Annotated in this window: 17 protein-coding genes and 1 pseudogene; 16 read left to right on the top strand and 2 right to left on the bottom strand. The window is 67.3% G+C overall.

Annotation, left to right across the window (positions count from 1 at the left end; all coding sequences use genetic code 11):
• The 7 genes and pseudogenes from AC6EI8_RS06475 to cysM all read left to right on the top strand — a co-directional run.
• Nucleotides 1-213, top strand: a pseudogene (locus tag AC6EI8_RS06475) (lipopolysaccharide assembly protein LapB); the annotation flags it as partial.
• Between the two features lie 44 nt (nt 214-257).
• Entirely contained in the window at nt 258-1,631 is a 1,374-nt protein-coding gene (locus AC6EI8_RS06480; RefSeq protein ID WP_226108267.1) for a UDP-glucose dehydrogenase family protein, read from the top strand.
• Between the two features lie 51 nt (nt 1,632-1,682).
• On the top strand, nt 1,683-2,633 hold the full coding sequence (gene rfaE1 / locus AC6EI8_RS06485; protein WP_149317892.1) for a D-glycero-beta-D-manno-heptose-7-phosphate kinase: 951 nt from the start codon (nt 1,683-1,685) through the stop codon (nt 2,631-2,633).
• Between the two features lie 28 nt (nt 2,634-2,661).
• Nucleotides 2,662-3,657 (top strand): ADP-glyceromanno-heptose 6-epimerase, encoded by a 996-nt coding sequence (rfaD, locus tag AC6EI8_RS06490; protein WP_498381561.1) that lies wholly within the window; start codon nt 2,662-2,664, stop codon nt 3,655-3,657.
• Nucleotides 3,658-3,910: 253 nt separating this feature from the next.
• Complete coding sequence (locus tag AC6EI8_RS06495; RefSeq protein ID WP_149317894.1) at nt 3,911-4,297, top strand: ComEA family DNA-binding protein; 387 nt, start codon at nt 3,911-3,913, stop codon at nt 4,295-4,297.
• A gap of 355 nt (nt 4,298-4,652) precedes the next feature.
• On the top strand, nt 4,653-5,951 hold the full coding sequence (locus AC6EI8_RS06500; RefSeq protein WP_149317895.1) for a solute carrier family 23 protein: 1,299 nt from the start codon (nt 4,653-4,655) through the stop codon (nt 5,949-5,951).
• A 196-nt stretch (nt 5,952-6,147) separates the two neighbouring features.
• Complete coding sequence (gene cysM / locus AC6EI8_RS06505; RefSeq protein WP_149317896.1) at nt 6,148-7,050, top strand: cysteine synthase CysM; 903 nt, start codon at nt 6,148-6,150, stop codon at nt 7,048-7,050.
• A 161-nt stretch (nt 7,051-7,211) separates the two neighbouring features.
• On the opposite strand, the gene mltB is transcribed toward cysM, so the two are convergent.
• On the bottom strand, nt 7,212-8,324 hold the full coding sequence (gene mltB / locus AC6EI8_RS06510; RefSeq protein ID WP_265633383.1) for a lytic murein transglycosylase B: 1,113 nt from the start codon (nt 8,322-8,324) through the stop codon (nt 7,212-7,214).
• Nucleotides 8,325-8,522: 198 nt separating this feature from the next.
• Here mltB and AC6EI8_RS06515 point away from each other — a divergent pair, with 198 nt between their 5' ends.
• The 8 genes from AC6EI8_RS06515 (at nt 8,523) to AC6EI8_RS06550 (ending at nt 17,096) form a co-directional block, all read left to right on the top strand.
• Nucleotides 8,523-9,446 carry a histone deacetylase family protein gene (locus AC6EI8_RS06515; protein ID WP_149317898.1) on the top strand — a complete coding sequence of 308 codons (924 nt, stop codon included), beginning with the start codon at nt 8,523-8,525 and terminating at the stop codon, nt 9,444-9,446.
• A gap of 133 nt (nt 9,447-9,579) precedes the next feature.
• The gene (locus tag AC6EI8_RS06520) at nt 9,580-10,386 is read left to right on the top strand and encodes an enoyl-CoA hydratase (protein ID WP_498381562.1); all 807 of its coding nucleotides are present in this window, start codon (nt 9,580-9,582) and stop codon (nt 10,384-10,386) included.
• A gap of 198 nt (nt 10,387-10,584) precedes the next feature.
• Nucleotides 10,585-11,619, top strand: coding sequence for a methionine ABC transporter ATP-binding protein (locus AC6EI8_RS06525; RefSeq protein ID WP_149317900.1), 1,035 nt, complete (start codon nt 10,585-10,587; stop codon nt 11,617-11,619).
• On the top strand, nt 11,609-12,262 hold the full coding sequence (locus AC6EI8_RS06530; protein WP_053821324.1) for a methionine ABC transporter permease: 654 nt from the start codon (nt 11,609-11,611) through the stop codon (nt 12,260-12,262). The genes AC6EI8_RS06525 and AC6EI8_RS06530 overlap by 11 nt, the downstream gene beginning before the upstream one ends.
• Before the next feature lie 101 nt (nt 12,263-12,363).
• Entirely contained in the window at nt 12,364-13,161 is a 798-nt protein-coding gene (locus tag AC6EI8_RS06535) for a MetQ/NlpA family ABC transporter substrate-binding protein (RefSeq protein ID WP_498381563.1), read from the top strand.
• A 266-nt stretch (nt 13,162-13,427) separates the two neighbouring features.
• Entirely contained in the window at nt 13,428-14,177 is a 750-nt protein-coding gene (locus tag AC6EI8_RS06540; protein ID WP_053821326.1) for an electron transfer flavoprotein subunit beta/FixA family protein, read from the top strand.
• Nucleotides 14,178-14,197: 20 nt separating this feature from the next.
• Nucleotides 14,198-15,133 (top strand): electron transfer flavoprotein subunit alpha/FixB family protein, encoded by a 936-nt coding sequence (locus AC6EI8_RS06545; protein WP_006577021.1) that lies wholly within the window; start codon nt 14,198-14,200, stop codon nt 15,131-15,133.
• Between the two features lie 178 nt (nt 15,134-15,311).
• A complete protein-coding gene (locus AC6EI8_RS06550; protein ID WP_498381564.1) occupies nt 15,312-17,096 on the top strand; it encodes an acyl-CoA dehydrogenase in 1,785 nt (594 codons plus the stop codon).
• A 123-nt stretch (nt 17,097-17,219) separates the two neighbouring features.
• Here the strand turns inward: AC6EI8_RS06550 and AC6EI8_RS06555 are convergent, their stop codons facing one another.
• On the bottom strand, nt 17,220-18,512 hold the full coding sequence (locus AC6EI8_RS06555; protein ID WP_149317903.1) for a D-amino acid dehydrogenase: 1,293 nt from the start codon (nt 18,510-18,512) through the stop codon (nt 17,220-17,222).
• A 109-nt stretch (nt 18,513-18,621) separates the two neighbouring features.
• On the opposite strand from AC6EI8_RS06555, the gene AC6EI8_RS06560 reads away from it, so the two are divergent.
• Nucleotides 18,622-19,125: an Lrp/AsnC ligand binding domain-containing protein gene (locus AC6EI8_RS06560; RefSeq protein ID WP_149317904.1), complete on the top strand. Its 504-nt coding sequence runs from the start codon at nt 18,622-18,624 to the stop codon at nt 19,123-19,125.
• Nucleotide 19,126: the final 1 nt, after the last annotated feature.

Consider the following 19,126-nt stretch of genomic DNA (forward strand, 5'->3'; position numbering starts at 1 on the left):
GACGCGGCCAACGCCAACGCCGATGCGACCACCGCCGATGCCACCACGCAGGAAGACGCCGCGATCCGCGACCTGCTGCAGCTGCGCACCCGCAACCTGGCGCGCTACACCTGCCGCGAGTGCGGCTTCCGCGCCCGCCTGTTCTACTGGCAGTGCCCCGGCTGCAACCGCTGGGAATCCTACGCGCCGCGGCGCACCGAAGCGCTCGGCTGAGTCCGCGTCCAGCCTGATCCGCCCCGTCTCACGGAGTCGTCCTCATGAAAGTCACCATCATCGGCAGCGGTTATGTCGGCCTGGTCACCGGCGCCTGTCTCGCCGAGCTGGGTAACGATGTGTTCTGCCTCGACGTCGATGAAGAGAAGATCGCGCTGCTCAACGATGGCGGCGTGCCGATCTACGAGCCCGGCCTGAAGGACCTGATCCAGCGCAACCGCGAAGCCGGACGGCTGGTGTTCTCCACCGACGTCGCCGCCGCGGTCGACCATGCCGACGTGCAGTTCATCGCGGTCGGCACGCCGCCCGACGAGGACGGCTCGGCCGACCTGCAATACGTGCTGGCGGCCGCGCGCAATATCGGCCGGCACATGACGGGCTTCAAGATCGTGGTCGACAAGTCGACCGTGCCGGTCGGCACCGGCGACCGCGTGGCGGCGGCGATCCGCGAGGAACTGGCCAAGCGCGGGCTCGAGGACCTGCAGTTCTCGGTGGTCTCCAATCCCGAATTCCTGAAGGAGGGCGCCGCGGTCGAGGACTTCATGCGCCCCGATCGCATCGTGCTCGGCTGCAACAACGACGCCGCCGGCCGCCATGCCAAGGCGATTATGCGGGCGCTGTACGCGCCGTTCAACCGCAATCACGAGCGCACCTTCTACATGGACGTGCGCTCGGCCGAGTTCACCAAGTACGCGGCCAACTCGATGCTGGCGACGCGGATCTCGTTCATGAACGAGTTGGCCAACCTGGCCGACGAGGTCGGCGCCGATATCGAGCTGGTGCGCCTGGGAATCGGCTCCGATCCGCGGATCGGCTACAGTTTCCTCTATGCCGGTGCCGGCTACGGCGGTTCGTGCTTTCCGAAGGACGTGCAGGCGCTGATGCGCACGGCGGCAGCGAGCGGCAAGCCGATGCGCGTGCTGGAGGCGGTCGAGGCGGTCAACGACGCGCAGAAGCGCGTGCTCGGCGACAAGGTCGTGCGGCGCTTCGGCGAGGACCTGAGCGGGCGCACCTTCGCGATCTGGGGCCTGGCGTTCAAGCCGAATACCGACGACATGCGCGAGGCGCCGTCGCGGGTGCTGGCGCGCGATCTGGTCTCGCGCGGCGCGTCGCTGCGGGTGCACGATCCGGTCGCGATGCAGGAGGCGCGGCGCGCGCTGGCGCAGGACCTGGCCGGGATCGAGGGCGGCTTCGACCGCGTGACCTTCTGCGACGCGCAGATGGAGACGCTGGACGGCGCCGACGCGCTGGCGATCGTCACCGAATGGAAGGTGTTCCGCAGCCCGGACTTCGCGCAGATCCGGCGGCGGCTGAAGACGCCGGTCGTGTTCGACGGGCGCAATCTGTATGAACCGGCCGCGATGCAGGAGGCCGGTATCGAATATCACGCGATCGGCCGGCCCGCGGCGGCGGCCTGACGCAACATGCCGGTGCGGCCGCCGAGCGGCGCGCCGGCCAAAAGGAAGCTCATGAACAGGAACCCGATCTCTCGCGAACAGATCCAGCAATCGCGCATCCTGGTGGTGGGCGACATGATGCTGGACCGCTACTGGTTCGGCGATGTCGAACGGATTTCGCCCGAGGCCCCGGTCCCGGTGGTGCAGGTCAAGCGCAGCGAGGAACGCCTGGGCGGCGCCGCCAACGTGGCGCGCAACGCCGCCGCGCTGGGCGCGTCGGTCGGCATGCTCGGCGTGGTCGGCGACGACGAACCCGGCAGCATGCTGGAGAACCTGCTGACCGCGGAACACGTCCAGCCGTTTCTCTACCGCGACCGCAGCGTCAATACCACCATCAAGCTGCGCGTGGTCGCGCACCAGCAGCAGCTGCTGCGCGTGGACTTCGAGAATCCGCCGGCGCACGAGGTGCTGCTGTCGGTGCAGGACCGTTTCCAGGCACTGATCGGCGACTACCAGGTGCTGGTGCTGTCCGACTACGGCAAGGGCGGCCTGACCCATGTGTCGCGCATGGTCGAAGGCGGCCGCGCCGCCGGCAAGATGGTGCTGGTCGACCCCAAGGGCGACGACTACTCGCGCTATCGCGGCGCCACGCTGATCACGCCGAACCGCGCGGAGATGCGCCATGTGGTCGGCGCCTGGAAGACCGAGGCCGACCTGACCATCCGCGCGCAGAACCTGCGCCGCGCGCTGCAACTGGAAGCGCTGCTGCTGACGCGCTCCGAGGAAGGCATGACGCTGTACACCGAGGCCGAAGTGCTGCACGTCTCCGCGCAGGCGCGCGAGGTCTACGACGTGTCGGGCGCCGGCGATACCGTGATCGCGACGCTGGCCACCATGCTGGGCGCCGGCATTCCGCTGAAGGAAGCGGTGCAGCATGCCAATCGCGCCGGCGGCATCGTGGTCGGCAAGCTGGGCACGGCCGTGGTCAGCTATCCCGAATTGTTCGGCGCGGCGCAAGGCTGACGCGCCTCCTATCACTGCTGGATTCACCATGACCATCATCGTCACCGGCGCCGCCGGTTTCGTCGGCAGCAACCTCGTCAAGGGGCTGAACGAGCGCGGCGAGAACAACGTCATCGCGGTCGACAACCTGACCCGCGCCGACAAGTTCCATAACCTGGTCGATTGCGAGATCGCCGACTACCTGGACAAGACCGACTTCCTGGACCGCTTCGCGCGCGGCGAATTCGGCAAGGTCCGCGCGATCTTCCATGAGGGCGCCTGTTCGGACACGATGGAGACCGACGGCCGCTACATGATGGAGAACAACTACCGCTACTCCAAGGCGCTGATGGAAGCGTGCCTGGAGCAGGGCGTGCAGTTTCTCTATGCCTCGTCGGCGGCCACCTACGGCGCCTCGCAAACCTTCAAGGAAGACCGCGAATACGAGAAGCCGCTGAACGTCTACGGCTACTCGAAGTTCCTGTTCGACCAGCTGGTACGGCGCACGCAGCCGAATGCGCACTCGCAGATCGTGGGCTTCCGCTACTTCAACGTCTACGGTCCGCGCGAGGGCCACAAGGGCCGCATGGCGTCGGTGGCCTTCCACAACTTCAACCAGTTCCGCGCGGACGGCACCGTCAAGCTGTTCGGCGAATACGGCGGCTATGGCCCCGGCGGGCACAGCCGCGACTTCGTCTCGGTCGAGGACGTGGTCAAGGTCAACCTGTTCTTCCTGGACCATCCCGAGAAGTCCGGCATCTTCAATCTCGGCACCGGACGCGCGCAGCCGTTCAACGACATCGCGACCACCGTGGTCAACACGCTGCGCGGCGCCGAAGGCAAGCCGCCGCTGACGCTGGAGGAGATGGAGCAGGAAGGGCTGATCGAATACATCAAGTTCCCCGACGCGCTGCGCGGCAAGTATCAGTGCTTCACGCAGTCCGACGTGTCGCGCCTGCGCGGCGCCGGCTATACCGCGCCGTTCTATACGGTCGAGGAAGGCGTGGCGCGTTATTGCCGCTGGCTGCTCGAGCGCGGCGGCTGAAGTTGGGCAAGTGAAGCCCGCACGCTGAAGCCCGCGCGGCCGCCGATTTCCCCGCGGCCGCTTCCTCCCTGTCGTATCGCCGCAAACCGGCGCCGCGCTTTCCGGCCAAATCGCGTCAACATTTGTTGCGCGGCGCGCCGACTGTTCCCCTCGCTCTTATTCTCGGCCTACCCCGTCGCGACGGCGGGGCGGCATGCCCGTCCGGGCATCGCCAACGAAGCCGAACTCCGGTCACCGGAGAAGGAGCCTGTTCATGATCAAGCAAACCTTGCTGGCGCTGGCGTGCTGTCTTGGCATGTCGATGGCGCTGGCCGGCAGCGCGCTGGCCGCTGTCGACGTCAACAGTGCCGACGAGGCGGCGCTGACCTCGGTCAAGGGAATCGGACCGGCGATGGCGCGCCGGATTGTCGAGGAGCGCGGCAAGCAGGGCGCATTCAAGGACGCCAACGATCTGGCCGAGCGGGTCAAGGGCCTGGGGCCGAAGTCGGTGGTGCGTCTGCAGAACGAGGGGCTGAACATCGGCCGGGGCGGGGCGCTGCCCGCGGCGAAGGGAGGCAAGCAGACCGCCGCCGCGCCGACGGCGGCGGCAGTCTCGCCCGCCGGCAAGGGTTCCGGCAAGACAAACAAGGCCGCGCACTGAGCGGGCTGGCGGCGCCCTCAGTCCATGCTGCCGGCCCGTGCTGGTATGGCTCGTGCTAGCGCATCAGCGGCGTGGCGATGTCGCGACGCGGCCGGTCAGCGCCACCGATCGGACGCCGTGGCGCTTCGCAGGCCCTGGGCCAGGGAGTATGATGCGGGCGCTGCGGCAGGGCGCCTCGTTCGTCTCTCCATGGGGAGGGAAGGGGCTGGCGGCGCGCGATGCGCGGTCCGGGAGCCACCGGGGGCGCACGCCGCGGCGTGCGGCAAGCCCTGCCGGCCACAACACATCACCAACACATCACCAAGAACGGCCGGGCGCGGCGCGCCAGCGGCCACCTCAGAACGGGAGCTGAACGATGGCGAATGGCGACGAGGCGGGATTCCTGCCGCGCTGGACACTGAAGACCGAGGGCGTGATTGCGCCGGATGAGCGGCTGCCCACCGGGCAGACCGTGCTGGCCGGCATCCAGCACGTGGTGGCGATGTTCGGCTCGACCGCGATCGCGCCGATCCTGATGGGCTTCAATCCCAACATCGCCATCCTGTTCTCGGGCATCGGCACGCTGATCTTCTTCCTGTGCGTGCGCGGCCGCGTGCCCAGCTATCTCGGTTCCAGCTTCGCCTTCATCGCCGTCGTGATCGCGGCCACCGGCTATGCCGGCAGCGGCCCGAATCCGAATATTCCGCTGGCGCTCGGCGGCATCATCGCCGCCGGCCTGCTCTACACCGTGATCGGCCTGGTGGTGCAGGCCGCCGGCTATGGCTGGGTCGAACGGCTGATGCCGCCGGTGGTGACCGGTGCCATCGTCGCCGCGATCGGGCTGAATCTCGCGCCGGTCGCGGTCAAGGCGGTCAGCGCCGCCGCGCTCGATACCTGGATCGGCCTGCTGACCGTGGTCGCCGTCGGGCTGGTGGCGGTGCGCGCGCCCGGCATGATCGGCCGGCTGCCGGTGCTGATCGGCGGGCTGATCGGCTATCTGGCCTACTGGGTGTGCGCAAACGCCTTCGGCCTGGGCAAGCCGATCGACTTCTCCGGCGTCGCCAGCGCCAGCTGGTTCGGCCTGCCGGCCTTTACCACGCCGGTGTTCGAACTGAACGCGATGCTGCTGATCGCGCCGGTGGCGATCGTGCTGGTGGCGGAGAACCTTGGCCATATCAAGGCGATCGGCGTGATGACCGGCCGCAATCTGGACCCGTATATCGGCCGCGCCTTTATCGGCGACGGCGTCGCGACGATGCTGTCGGCCGCCGGCGGCGGTACCGGTGTGACCACCTATGCCGAGAATATGGGCGTGATGGCGGTGACCCGGATCTACTCGACGCTGATCTTCGTGGTGGCCGCGCTGGTGGCGATCCTGCTCGGCTTCTCGCCCAAGTTCGGTGCGCTGATCCTGACCATTCCGGGCCCGGTGATCGGCGGCCTGACCATCGTGGTGTTCGGCCTGATCGCCGCTACCGCGGGCCGGATCTGGGTCGAGAACCGCGTCGACTTCTCCGATTCGCGCAACCTGATCACCGTCGGCGCCACGCTGACGGTCGCGGCCGGCGACCTGACGCTGCGCTTCGGCGGCATGACGCTGGGCGGCATCGGCACCGCCACCTTCGGCGCGATCCTGCTGTACCACCTGCTCGGCAAGGGCCGCACGCGCGTCTGAGGAACCTGGCAGCGGGGCGGGCGATCCTGCCTCGCTGCCTCGCTGCCTCGCTGCCTCGCTGCCTCGCTGCCTCGCTGCCTCCCAGCGCCGCAGCCCTTCGCCGTTCTGGCAGTGCTTGCACCGCCCGCCGCCCCGCCGGCGGCAGGGTCATGACGACTGCATTACAATGGGCGCCGACATTTGGACTCGCCCCATCATGGCCTACAAGACGATCGAAGACACCATCGGCAATACGCCGCTGGTGCAATTGCAGCGTATTCCCGGAGCCGCCAACGCCGAGCGTGGCAATGTGATTCTGGGCAAGCTCGAAGGCAACAATCCGGCTGGCTCCGTCAAGGACCGGCCCGCGCTGTCGATGATCGCGCGTGCCGAAGCGCGCGGCCGCATCAAGCCCGGCGACACGCTGATCGAAGCGACGTCCGGCAATACCGGCATCGCGCTGGCGATGGCAGCTGCGATCCGCGGCTACAAGATGGTGCTGATCATGCCGGAGGACCTGAGCGTGGAGCGCCGCCAGAGCATGGCGGCCTACGGCGCCGAGATCATCCTGACCCCGGTCAAGGGCGGCATGGAATACGCGCGCGACCTGGCCGATTCGATGGAGCGCGACGGCAAGGGCGTCATCCTCGACCAGTTCGCCAATCCCGATAATCCGCAGTCCCACTACGAGACCACCGGTCCCGAGATCTGGCGCGACACCGAAGGCCGCGTTACGCATTTCGTTTCGGCGATGGGCACGACCGGCACGATCACGGGCGTGTCGCGCTATCTGAAGGAACAGAATCCGGCGATCCAGATCATCGGCGCGCAACCGGCCGAAGGCTCGCGCATTCCGGGCATCCGCAAATGGCCGGAAGCCTATATGCCGAAGATCTACGATGCGCGCTACATCGACCGCACCGAGCCGGTCAGCCAGGCCGACGCCGAACACATGGCCCGCCGCATGGCGCGCGAGGAAGGCATCTTCTGCGGCATCTCGGCCGCCGGCGCGCTGTGCGTCGCGCTGCGGATCGCGGAAGAAGTCCGCGACGCGACCATCGTGTTCGTGGTCTGCGACCGCGGCGACCGCTATCTGTCGACCGGCGTCTTCCCCGCCTGAACCTGGGTCAATGAACCCGGGGCATGAACCCGGGGCATGAATCCCGGGCAATCATCCGGGGCAATGAACGCGGGTCAACGAACCTGCGTCATGAACCCCAGCCGATGAACGCCGGCGCTGCCCGCTGAAACCACAGCAGCGCCGGCCGGACCGATCGGTCCTTACATCATCGCGGCCTTGACGGCCTCGCCCAGCTGATAGACCGCCAGCGCGTAGAAGAAGCTGCGGTTGTAGCGCGTCAGCACATAGAAATTGCGCAATCCGAGCATGTACTCGGTCGGCGCATCGGGCGTCGGCAGGTCCACCACCAGCACCCCGGTCTCGCCTTCGCGCGCCGCGTCGATCGGCTCGTCCAGCCGCAGCCCGGCGCGCGTCAGCTGATTGAGTGTGCGCGTCGGCCACGGTTCGCCGTCGGCCGCCGCCGCCGCGATGCCGCGGCTGCCTTCGTCCTGCGCCAGCCGCCACACCACCGGCCGGCCCGCCTCCCATCCGTGCAGCTGCAGAAAGCGGCCGACGCTGCCGATCGCGTCCACCGGGCTGTTGCGCAGGTCGATGTGGCCATCGCGATCGTAGTCGGTCGCGTATTCGCGCAGGCTGGTCGGCATGAACTGCGGAATGCCGATCGCGCCGGCGTACGAGCCGAGCACCGAGAACACATCGGTACGGGTCTCGCGGCACCACAGCAGGTAGTCCTGCAGCTGCGCGCGGAACAGTGCCGAGCGGCTGGCGCGGTTCGGCGTATCGGGATAATCGAAGGCCAGCGTCGACAGCGAGTCCAGCACGCGGAAGCTGCCCATGTCGCGTCCGTAGATCGTCTCGACGCCGATGATGCCGACGATCACCGAGGCGGGCACGCCGAACTCGGTCTCGGCGCGGCGCAGCGTGTCGCGGTGCTGCTCCCAGAAGCGAACGCCGGCGTTGATGCGGATCGGCTCGATGAAGCGCGAGCGGTAGGCGCGCCAGCTTTTGCGGCCCGGCGTGGCCGGCGGCATGATCAGGCGCGCCACCGTGGCCGAATAGACCGCCTGTCCAAACCAGTCGTTCAGGGTCGCGCGCGAGAAGCCGTGTTTCGCGACCATCTCGTCGATGAAGGCGGCCGCCTGCGGGTTGCTGCCGTTGCGATAGCGGCCGGGATCGATTTCTTCTTCCTGGAAGCTGACGCGGCGCTTGCCGGCCGCCAGCAGCGAAGGGGTGGCGCCGCACAGGCCAAGCGCCACGGAGCAGAGCGCGGCGCCCAGCAGAGGGCGGCGCAGGGTACGCGTGTGTTCGGTCATGGTGTCCTTTGCAAGTCGGACCGAGTATAGCGGACGCATCCGGCGCAAAACATCACGGAACGATACGACCGGCGCCGCGAGCGGCCATCGCGTTGCGGGCCATCCGCTGTGCTAACGTACGGGGATGGAGACAGCGGCGCACTCGACGAAGTGCCCGCCACGCGCCCAACAACGCCTCGATAAACGCGCCGAATTCCCATGCCGACCGGCTACTACACGCATCCCGAATTCCTGCTGCACGAGATGGGGCAGTTCCATCCCGAGTGCCCGGAACGCCTGACCGCCATCGAAGACCATCTGATCTCGCACGGCATCGACGGCCTGCTGGACCGCCGCGAGGCGCCCGCGGCCAGCCGCGAGCAGATCGAGCGCGTGCATCTGCCGGGCTATGTCGACGGGCTGCACGAAGCCAGTCCCGCCAGCGGCTACCATGCGATCGATCCCGATACCGCAATGAACGCGCATACGCTGGCGGCGGCCACGCATGCGGCGGGCGCCGCGGTGGCGGCCACCGACGCGGTGATCGCCGGCGAGCTGGAGAACGCCTTCTGCTGCGTGCGGCCGCCGGGCCACCACGCCGAGCCCGATCGCGCGATGGGCTTCTGCTTCTACAACAACGTCGCCATTGCCGCCCGCCATGCGCTCGACGCGCACGGGCTCGAACGCGTGGCGATCATCGACTTCGATGTCCATCACGGCAACGGCACCGAGGCCGCATTTCGCGGCGACGAGCGCGTGCTGATGTGCAGCTTCTTCCAGCATCCGTTCTACCCGTACAGCGGCACCGAGCACGTGGCCAACAACATGGCCAATATTCCGCTGCCGGCCTATACCAACGGCATGGCGGTGCGCGAGGTGGTGGAGACCATCTGGATGCCGCGGCTGCAGGCCTTCCGTCCGCAGATGCTGTTCATCTCGGCAGGCTTCGACGCGCATCGCGAGGACGACCTCGGCCAGATGGGGCTGGTCGAGCAGGACTATGCGTGGATCACGGCCGAGCTGATGACGCTGGCGCGGCTGCACGCGCAGGGACGCATCGTCAGCTGCCTCGAAGGCGGCTACAACCTCAGCGCGCTGGGGCGCAGCGTGCTGGCGCATCTGAAGGTGCTGCTGGAGCGCTAGGGCGAGCCGGCCCAGCGACGGGCGGGTTTTCAACGAGCCGGTTTGAACACGGCGGTTTCGACAAGCCGGTTTCGACAAGGCGGATTCCAGCAAGCGCCACCGCAGCAGGACAACAGCAGACCAGGAGACGATCATGGCCGAATCGGAACAAGCCCAAGCCGCTAGTGCGGTGCTGGCGCAAAGCGAAGATGCCCCGGGCGTGCTGCGCCTGACGCTGCAACGTCCCGACGCCTTCAACGCGTTGTCGGAGGCGCTGATCGACGCGGTGACCGAGGCGCTGACCCGCATCGCCGCCGATCCCGCCGTGCGGGTCGTGGTGCTGGCCGGCGCGGGGCGCGCCTTCTGCGCCGGGCACGATCTGCGCGAAATGCGCGCCCAGCCCTCGCACGATTACTACCGCCGCCTGTTCGACCGCTGCACGCGCATGATGCTGGCGATCCAGCGCATGCCGCAGCCGGTGATCGCGCGCGTGCACGGCATCGCCACCGCGGCCGGCTGCCAGCTGGTGGCGATGTGCGACCTGGCGGTGGCCGCCGACGACGCGCGCTTTGCGGTGTCGGGCGTCAACCTGGGCCTGTTCTGCTCGACGCCCGGCGTGGCGCTGTCGCGCAATCTGCATCGCAAGCACGCGATGGAGATGCTGCTGACCGGCGAGATGATCGGCGCCCACGAGGCGCATGCGCGCGGCCTGGTCAATCGCGTGGTGCCGGCCGCCGAGCTGGATGGGGAGGTGGCGAAGCTGGCCGCCAGCATCTGCGCCAAGCCGGCGGCAGCCATCGCGGCCGGCAAGGGGCTGTTCTACCGCCAGCTCGAAATGGGCGTCGAGGCCGCCTATCAGCTTGCCGGGCAGACCATGGCGTGCAACATGATGGACGAATCGGCGCTGGAGGGCGTGCAGGCATTCATCGACAAGCGGCCGCCGTCCTGGCGTTCGGGTTGATCCAGAGGATCCAGAGTTGACATCTCGGCACTCGGAAACGGGGCCTTATTCCTTTTTCGTCTAAAGACATCGGCAAAAAGTCGTTTCTGGTAAGAAGCGGATCGCTTAAAATAGCCCGTTACATCCAAAAACGATAAATGCGGCAGCAGCGCTGGAGACCCCGTCCCGGCTGTTGCCGTTTTCTTTTCGCTCTGTCTCATGATCGAACTGCAAGGTCTCTCGCAGCGATTCCCCGGTGCGACCGGGGATGTGCACGCTTTGCGGGATGTCAGCCTGTCCATCGCGGCCGGCGAAATCTTCGGCATCATCGGCCGCAGCGGCGCCGGCAAAAGTACGCTGGTGCGCGCCATCAACCTGCTGAACCGTCCGACCGCCGGCCGCGTGATCGTCGCCGGGCAGGATCTAACCGCGCTGGACTCGTCCGCGCTGCGGCTGGCGCGCCGCGACATCGGCATGATCTTCCAGCATTTCAACCTGCTGTCCTCGCGCACCGTCTATGACAACGTGGCGCTGCCGCTGGAGCTCGCCGGCAAGAGCCGCGACGAGATCGCGGCGACGGTGCTGCCGCTGCTGGACCTGGTGGGCCTGTCGGCGCTGAAGGACCGTTATCCGGCGCAGATCAGCGGCGGCCAGAAGCAGCGCGTCGGCATTGCGCGGGCGCTTGCCAGCAAGCCCAAGGTGCTGCTGTCGGACGAGGCCACCTCGGCGCTCGACCCGGAAACCACGCGGTCCATCCTCGACCTGCTCAAGCAGATCAATCGCGACCTGGGGCTGACCATCGTGATGATCACGCACCAGATGGAGGTCATCAAGCAGGTCTGCGATCGCGTCGCGGTGCTCGATGCCGGCTGCGTGGTCGAACAGGGCCAGGTCATCGATGTCTTCCTGCGGCCGCAGCACGCGGTCACGCGCGCGATGATCGGCGACGTGATCGCGCAGGAGCTGCCGCCGAGCGTGCTCAAGCGCGTCGAGAGCCGGCTCGGCAACGGGCGCGACCATGTCTACCGTCTGGCATTCACCGGCGAGGGCGTCGACCAGCCGGTGCTGGCGCAGGCGATCCGCCGCTACGGGCTGGATTTCAACATCCTGCACGGGCATATCGACGAGATCCAGGGACAGGCCTTCGGCTCGCTGGCCATCATGGCCACCGGCGAGACCGAGAACGTCCGGGCGGCAATGGCATTCCTGCAGGAGCAGGGCGTGGTGGTGGAGGAATACGAGCATGTGGTCTGAGCTGTTCGACCTGTTTGTGACCTCGCTGGGCGAGACCCTGGTGATGGTCGGCATCTCGGGCGTGATCGGCGCGCTGCTTGGCGTGCCGCTCGGCGTGGTGCTGCATCTGACCGACCGGGGCGGCCCGCTGGCGCACCCCTTGTTCAACCGGCTGATCGGCGTGGTCGTCAACGCGGTGCGCTCGATCCCGTTCATCATCCTGCTGGTGGTGGTGATCCCGTTCACCCGCTTCCTGGCCGGTTCGTCGATCGGCACCGCGGCGGCGGTGGTGCCGCTGACGATCGCGGCGATTCCGTTTATCGCGCGGTTGGTCGAGAGCGCGCTGCGCGAGGTCGACAAGGGCCTGGTGGAGGCGGCGCAATCGATGGGCGCGAGCACCGGCCAGATCGTCTGGAAGGTGCTGCTGCCCGAGGCCATGCCCGGCATCGTTGCCGGCCTGACCATCACCTTCGTCAGCCTGGTCGGCTATTCGGCGATGGCCGGCGCGATCGGCGGCGGCGGCCTGGGCGACCTCGGCATCCGCTATGGCTACCAGCGCTACATCACCGAGGTGATGGTGGCGGTGGTGCTGATCCTGATCGTGCTGGTGCAGGCGGTGCAGAGCTTCGGCGACTGGCTGGTCCGCCGGATCAGCCATCGCTGAGCGCCTCGTCGGCATCGGCATCGGCCGGTATCGTTTCGTTTCCCGTTTCGTTTTGCTTTATCCCAGACTCAACCCAGAACGCATCGCAAAGGAAGTCAGACATGCAACGTCGTAGCCTGCTGCAATGGATCATCGGCGCCGCGCTCGGTGCCAGCCTCGCCACCGCCGCGGTGGCGCAGGACAAGCCGATCAAGATCGGCGTGACCGGCGGTCCGCACGCCCAGATCATGGAACAGGTCAAGAAGGTCGCCGCCAAGGATGGCCTCAATATCCAGGTCGTCGAGTTCAGCGACTACATCCAGCCGAACGCCGCGCTGGCCGCCGGCGACCTCGACGCCAACAGCTATCAGCATCTGCCGTATCTCGAGGCGCAGATGAAGGACCGCGGCTACAAGTTCGCCAACGTCGGCTACACCGTCACGTTCCCGATGGGCGTCTACTCGAAGAAGATCAAGTCGCTGGACCAGCTCAAGCAGGGCGCCCGCGTCGGCGTGCCCAACGATCCGACCAACGGCGGCCGCGGCCTGCTGCTGCTGCAGAGCAAGGGCGTGATCAAGCTGCGTGCGGATGCCGGCCTGAAGGCCACGCCGCTGGACATCGTCGCGAATCCGAAGAAGATCCGCATCGTCGAACTGGACGCCGCGCAGCTGCCGCGCTCGCTGGACGACCTGGATGCCGCCGCGATCAACGGCAACTACGCAGAATCGGCCGGCCTGTCGCCGACCAAGGACGCGATCGCGATGGAAGGTCCGAAGGGTCCGTACGCCAACCTGATCGCCGTGCGCGAGGCCGACAGGAACAAGCCGTGGGTCGCCAAGCTGATCAAGGCCTACCACTCGCCGGAGATCAAGGACTACGTCACCAGGACGTTCAAGGAGTCGGTGATCACGGCCTGGTAAGCCGGCCCCGCACGTGCGGCCGGGTATCGAACAAAACCTCGAAACCGGCCGTCACGTCTGTGCCGTGAAGGGTTTTCTGCGGCACAATACCGGTCAACAAGCGGCTCAGTGATCGGCGAAGTCATCGACCGAAATCGCCTGCCGGGCTATGCCCGGCAATTCTTTGCCTATAAAATAGTACGGTCGTTCGAAAATTCCGGGCGCCGCCGACCCGGTGGTTATAATGGCGAGCGAACCAAATTTCTGACAATCAGTGGAGTGAGCGCATGAAAGTACTCGTCGCAGTCAAGCGCGTGGTTGACTACAACGTCAAGGTCCGTGTGAAGTCCGATGGCTCGGGCGTCGACCTGGCCAACGTGAAGATGAGCATGAACCCGTTCGACGAGATCGCCGTGGAAGAGGCGGTCCGCTTGAAGGAAGCCGGCGTGGCCACCGAGGTCGTGGCGGTCTCCTGCGGCGTGGCGCAATGCCAGGAAACGCTGCGCACCGCGATGGCGATCGGCGCCGACCGCGGCATCCTGGTCGAGAGCAGCGAAGACCTGCAGCCGCTGGCCGTGGCCAAGCTGCTGAAGGCGCTGATCGACAAGGAGCAGCCGCAGCTGGTGATCCTGGGCAAGCAGGCCATCGACGACGACTCCAACCAGACCGGCCAGATGGTGGCCGCGCTGGCCGGCCTGCCGCAGGCGACCTTCGCCTCGAAGGTCGTGATCGCCGACGGCAAGGCCTCGGTGACCCGCGAAGTCGACGGCGGCCTGGAAACGCTGTCGGTCAAGCTGCCGGCGGTGGTGACCACCGACCTGCGCCTGAACGAGCCGCGCTACGTCACGCTGCCGAACATCATGAAGGCCAAGAAGAAGCCGCTGGAAACCGTGAAGCCGGAAGACCTGGGCGTCGACGTGGCGCCGCGTCTGCAGACGCTGAAGGTCGTCGAGCCGCCCAAGCGCAGCGCGGGTGTGATGGTGCCGGACGTCGCGACGCTGGTGCAGAAGCTCAAGAACGAAGCCAAGGTCATCTAAGCGCGCCAGGAGATACGAACATGACTGCACTCGTCATTGCTGAACACGACAATCAATCGATCAAGGGCGCGACCCTGAACACCGTGACCGCCGCGGCCCAGTGCGGCGGCGACGTCCACGTGCTGGTTGCCGGCGCCAACGCCCAGGCCGCCGCCGAAGCCGCCGCGAAGATCGCCGGCGTCGCCAAGGTGCTGCTGGCCGATGCGCCGTACTTCGGCGAAGGCCTGGCCGAGAACGTCGCCGAGCAGGTGCTGGCGATCGCCAGCGACTACAGCCACATCCTGGCTCCGGCCACCGCCTACGGCAAGAACGTGCTGCCGCGCGTCGCCGCCAAGCTGGACGTGGCCCAGCTGTCGGACATCACCAAGGTCGACGGCCCGGACACCTTCGAGCGCCCGATCTATGCCGGCAACGCGATCGCCACGGTCAAGTCGTCGGACAAGATCAAGGTGATCACCGTGCGCGGCACCGCGTTCGATCCCGCCGCCGCGGAAGGCGGCTCGGCCTCGGTCGACACCGTGCCCGCCGTGGCCGATGCCGGCATCTCGCAATTCGTGTCGCGTGAAGTGACCAAGAGCGATCGTCCGGAACTGACCGCCGCCAAGATCATCGTGTCGGGCGGCCGGGGCGTGGGCTCGGGCGAGAACTACACCAAAGTGCTGACCCCGCTGGCCGACAAGCTGGGCGCCGCGCTGGGCGCCTCGCGTGCCGCGGTGGACGCCGGCTTCGTGCCGAACGACTACCAGGTCGGCCAGACCGGCAAGATCGTCGCGCCGCAGCTGTATATCGCCGTCGGTATCTCGGGCGCGATCCAGCATCTGGCCGGCATGAAGGACTCCAAGGTGATCGTCGCGATCAACAAGGACGCCGAGGCGCCGATCTTCTCGGTCGCCGACTACGGCCTGGTGGGCGACCTGAACACCGTGGTGCCGGAGCTGGTGGCGGCCCTGGGCTGATCGCCAGCCCTGCCGCGGCGCCGCCCGGTGCCGCGGCAGGATCGAGCCAGCCGACACAAGAAAAAGAAAAGCCAAGACAAGCCGTTCCGGGCCCGCCCGCGAGCGGCTTTTTTATACGCTGCATCGAACGGTCGCCCTCAGCCAACTGCCGCGACCCATTGCGATAACGGAGACTTCGATGACCTACCGCGCCCCGCTCAAGGACATGCTGTTCGCGATCAACGAACTGGCCGGGCTGGATGCCATCAGCCAATTGCCGGGCTTCGAGGAAGCGACGGCCGACACCGCGCAGGCGGTGCTCGAGGAGGCGGCCAAGTTCACCGAGCAGGTGATCGCGCCGCTGAACCGCACCGGCGATATCGAGCCGAGCAGCTGGAAGGACGGCGCGGTCACCACCACGCCCGGCTTCAAGGACGCGTTCCGCCAGTTCGGCGAGGGCGGCTGGCAGGGCGTGCTGCATCCGCAGGAATTCGGCGGCCAGGGCTTGCCCAAGCTGATCGCCACCGCCTGCAACGAGATGCTGAACTCGGCCAATCTGTCGTTCGCGCTGTGCCCGCTGTTGACCGACGGCGCCATCGAGGCGCTGCTGACCGCCGGCAGCGACGCGCAGCGGCAGGCCTACCTGCCCAGGCTGATCTCGGGCCAGTGGACCGGCACGATGAACCTGACCGAGCCGCAGGCCGGCTCCGACCTGGCCGCGGTGCGCACGCGCGCGGAGCCGCAGGGCGACGGCACCTACAAGCTGTTCGGCACCAAGATCTTCATCACCTACGGCGAGCACGACATGGCGGAGAACATCGTCCATCTCGTGCTGGCAAGGACGCCGAACGCGCCGGAAGGGGTCAAGGGCATCTCGCTGTTCATCGTGCCGAAGTTCCTGGTCAGCGAGGACGGCTCGCTGGGCGCGCGCAACGACGTGCATTGCGTATCGATCGAGCACAAGCTCGGCATCAAGGCCAGCCCGACCGCGGTGCTGCAGTTCGGCGACCATGGCGGCGCCATCGGCACGCTGGTCGGCGAGGAGAACCGCGGCCTCGAGTACATGTTCATCATGATGAATGCGGCCCGCTTCTCGGTCGGCATGCAGGGCATCGCGGTGTCCGAGCGCGCCTATCAGCAGGCCGTGGCCTATGCACGCGAGCGCGTGCAGAGCCGCCCCGTCGACGGCTCGGCGCGGCAGGCGGTCACCATCATTCATCATCCCGACGTCAAGCGCATGCTGATGACGATGCGCGCGCTGACCGAAGGCGCGCGCGCGCTGGCCTATGTCGGCGCGGCGGCCTGCGATATCGCGCACCAGCATCCCGACGAAGCGGTGCGCCGCGAGAACCAGGCGTTCTACGAATTCCTGGTGCCGGTGATCAAGGGCTGGAGCACCGAGCTGTCGATCGATGTGACCAGCCTGGGCGTGCAGGTCCACGGCGGCATGGGCTTCATCGAGGAGACCGGCGCCGCGCAGCACTATCGCGACGCGCGCATCCTGCCGATCTACGAGGGCACCACGGCGATCCAGGCCAACGACCTGGTCGGCCGCAAGACGGTGCGCGATGGCGGCGCCGTGGCGCGCGGCATCTGCGCGCGCATTGCCGAGACCGAGGCCGCGCTGGCCGCGCACGGCGGCGCGCCGTTCGCCGCGATGCAGGCGCAGCTGGCCAAGGGTCGCGCCGCGCTGGAGCAGGCGATCGACTTCATCGTCGCCAACGGCAAGACCGATCCCAACGCCGCCTTTGCCGGCAGCGTGCCCTATCTGAAGCTGTGCGGCATCGTATTCTCGGGCTGGCAGCTCGGACGCGCGATGCTGGCCGCCGATGCCCGCCGTGCCGAAGATCCGGCCTTCCACGAGGCCAAGATCGCGACCGCGCATTTCTTCGCCGAACACGTGCTGTCGCAGGCCGGCGGCATTCGCGATGCCATCGTGTCGGGTGCGCCGGCGGCGCTGGCGTTGAGCGAGGCGCAGTTCTGACGGCAGTGCAGGCGTAGGCAACAAAAAAGACGGCCGCCTGGCCGTCTTTTTTGTTGGGGCGTTTCGTCGGGCTTGCGCCCGGCGCGCCTTGGCCGTTACGCGTGGACGCTGACGCCCGGAGCCTTATGCCGTGGCGGGACGTGGCACCGGACGCCGATGGGGCTGCTGCAGATAGCGCGCCACCGACAGATCGTCGGCGCGGATCGCGGGCGAGGCGCCGGACACCAGATCGGCCAGCAGCTTGCCGGAGCCGCACGCCATGGTCCAGCCCAGCGTGCCGTGGCCGGTATTGAGCCACAGCCCCTTGACCGGGGTGGGGCCGACGATCGGCGTGCCGTCCGGCGTCATCGGACGCAGGCCGGTCCAGAACGAGGCACGGGCCACGTCGCCGGCACCGGGGAACAGGTCCGTCACCACATGTTCCAGCGTGCGCCGCTTGGCCGGATCGAGCGAACGGTCGTAACCGACGATCTGCGCCATGCCGCCGACGCGGATGCGGTCGTCGAAGCGCGTGATCGCCACCTTGTAGGTCTCGTCCAGCACCGTCGATACCGGGCTGCGCGCCGCGTCGGTCATCGGCACGGTGATCGAGAACCCCTTCAGCGGATAGACCGGAATCCGCACGAAGTCCTTGATGAACGGGGTCGACCAGCTGCCCAGCGCCACCACCACGGCGTCGGCGAAGATCGGCTCGCCGCCGACGATGGCACCGGTCACGGCGGTGCCCTGCGTCATCAGGCTGTCGATCGAACGGTTGTACAGGAACTGCACGCCCAGACCCTGGGCCATGGCCGCCAGCCGCTGGGTGAACAGCTGGCAGTCCCCGGTTTCGTCGTTGGGCAGGCGCAGGCCCCCGGTCAGCTTGTGGCTGACGGCGGCCAGCGCCGGTTCGCTCGCGGCGAGATCCTCGCGCGACAGCAATTGATAGGGCACGCCGGCTTCCTCGAGCACGGCGATGTCCTTGGCCGCGCCTTCGAGCTGCTCGTCGGTGCGGAAGACCTGCAGCGTGCCCTGCTGGCGGCCCTCGTAGGCGATGCCGGTTTCGGCGCGCAGCGCGCGGATGCAGTCGCGGCTGTATTCGGCCAGCCGCACCATGCGCTCCTTGTTGACGGCGTAGCGGTCGGCGCTGCAGTTCATCAGCATCTGCCACATCCACTGCAGCTGGAACAGCGTGCCATCGGGCCGGATCGACAGCGGCGCGTGCTGCTGGAACATCCATTTGATCGCCTTCAGCGGCACGCCGGGCGCCGCCCACGGCGAGGCATAGCCGGGCGAGATCTGCCCGGCATTGGCAAAGCTGGTGCCGAGCGCCGGCGCCGCTTCGCGGTCGATCACGGTGACCTCATGGCCGGCCCTGGCCAGATACCAGGCGCTGGTGACGCCGATCACGCCACTGCCAAGAACGAGAACACGCATTGCGATGGGACCCCAACCAGGATGTCGATTGTATGAAGGTATATCCGCTATGGTATTGGAATCAATCCAGTCATAATTACCGAAAATTTCCCAGAAAAAGGAAAAATTCATGAGAACGACCCGCCAACCGGTACGCGGCCTTGACCGCCTCGATCGCCGCATCCTGGCGCTGCTGCAGGCCGATGGCCGCATCTCGATGAAGGACCTCGCCGAGGCGGTCGGCCTGACCATCACGCCGTGCATCGAGCGGGTCAAGCGGATGGAGCGCGACGGTGTCATCATGGGCTACTACGCCCGCCTGAATCCGGCCCTGCTGGGCAGCGCGCTGCTGGTCTTCGTCGAGATCACGCTGAACAACAAGGCCGGCAACATGTTCGAGCAGTTCCGGCGCGAGGTGCTGCGCATTCCGGAGGTGATGGAATGCCATCTGGTGTCCGGAGACTTCGATTATCTGATCAAGGCGCGCATCCGCGAGATCGGCGAGTATCGCCGGCTGCTCGGCGACATCCTGCTGCAACTGCCGGGCGCCGCGCAGTCCAAGAGTTATGTCGTGATGGAAGAGATCAAGGAGACGCTGGCCATTCCCGTCGACGAGAAGAGCCAGCCTGCATGAG

It is taken from the genome of Cupriavidus sp. R6-3, from assembly GCF_059772245.1.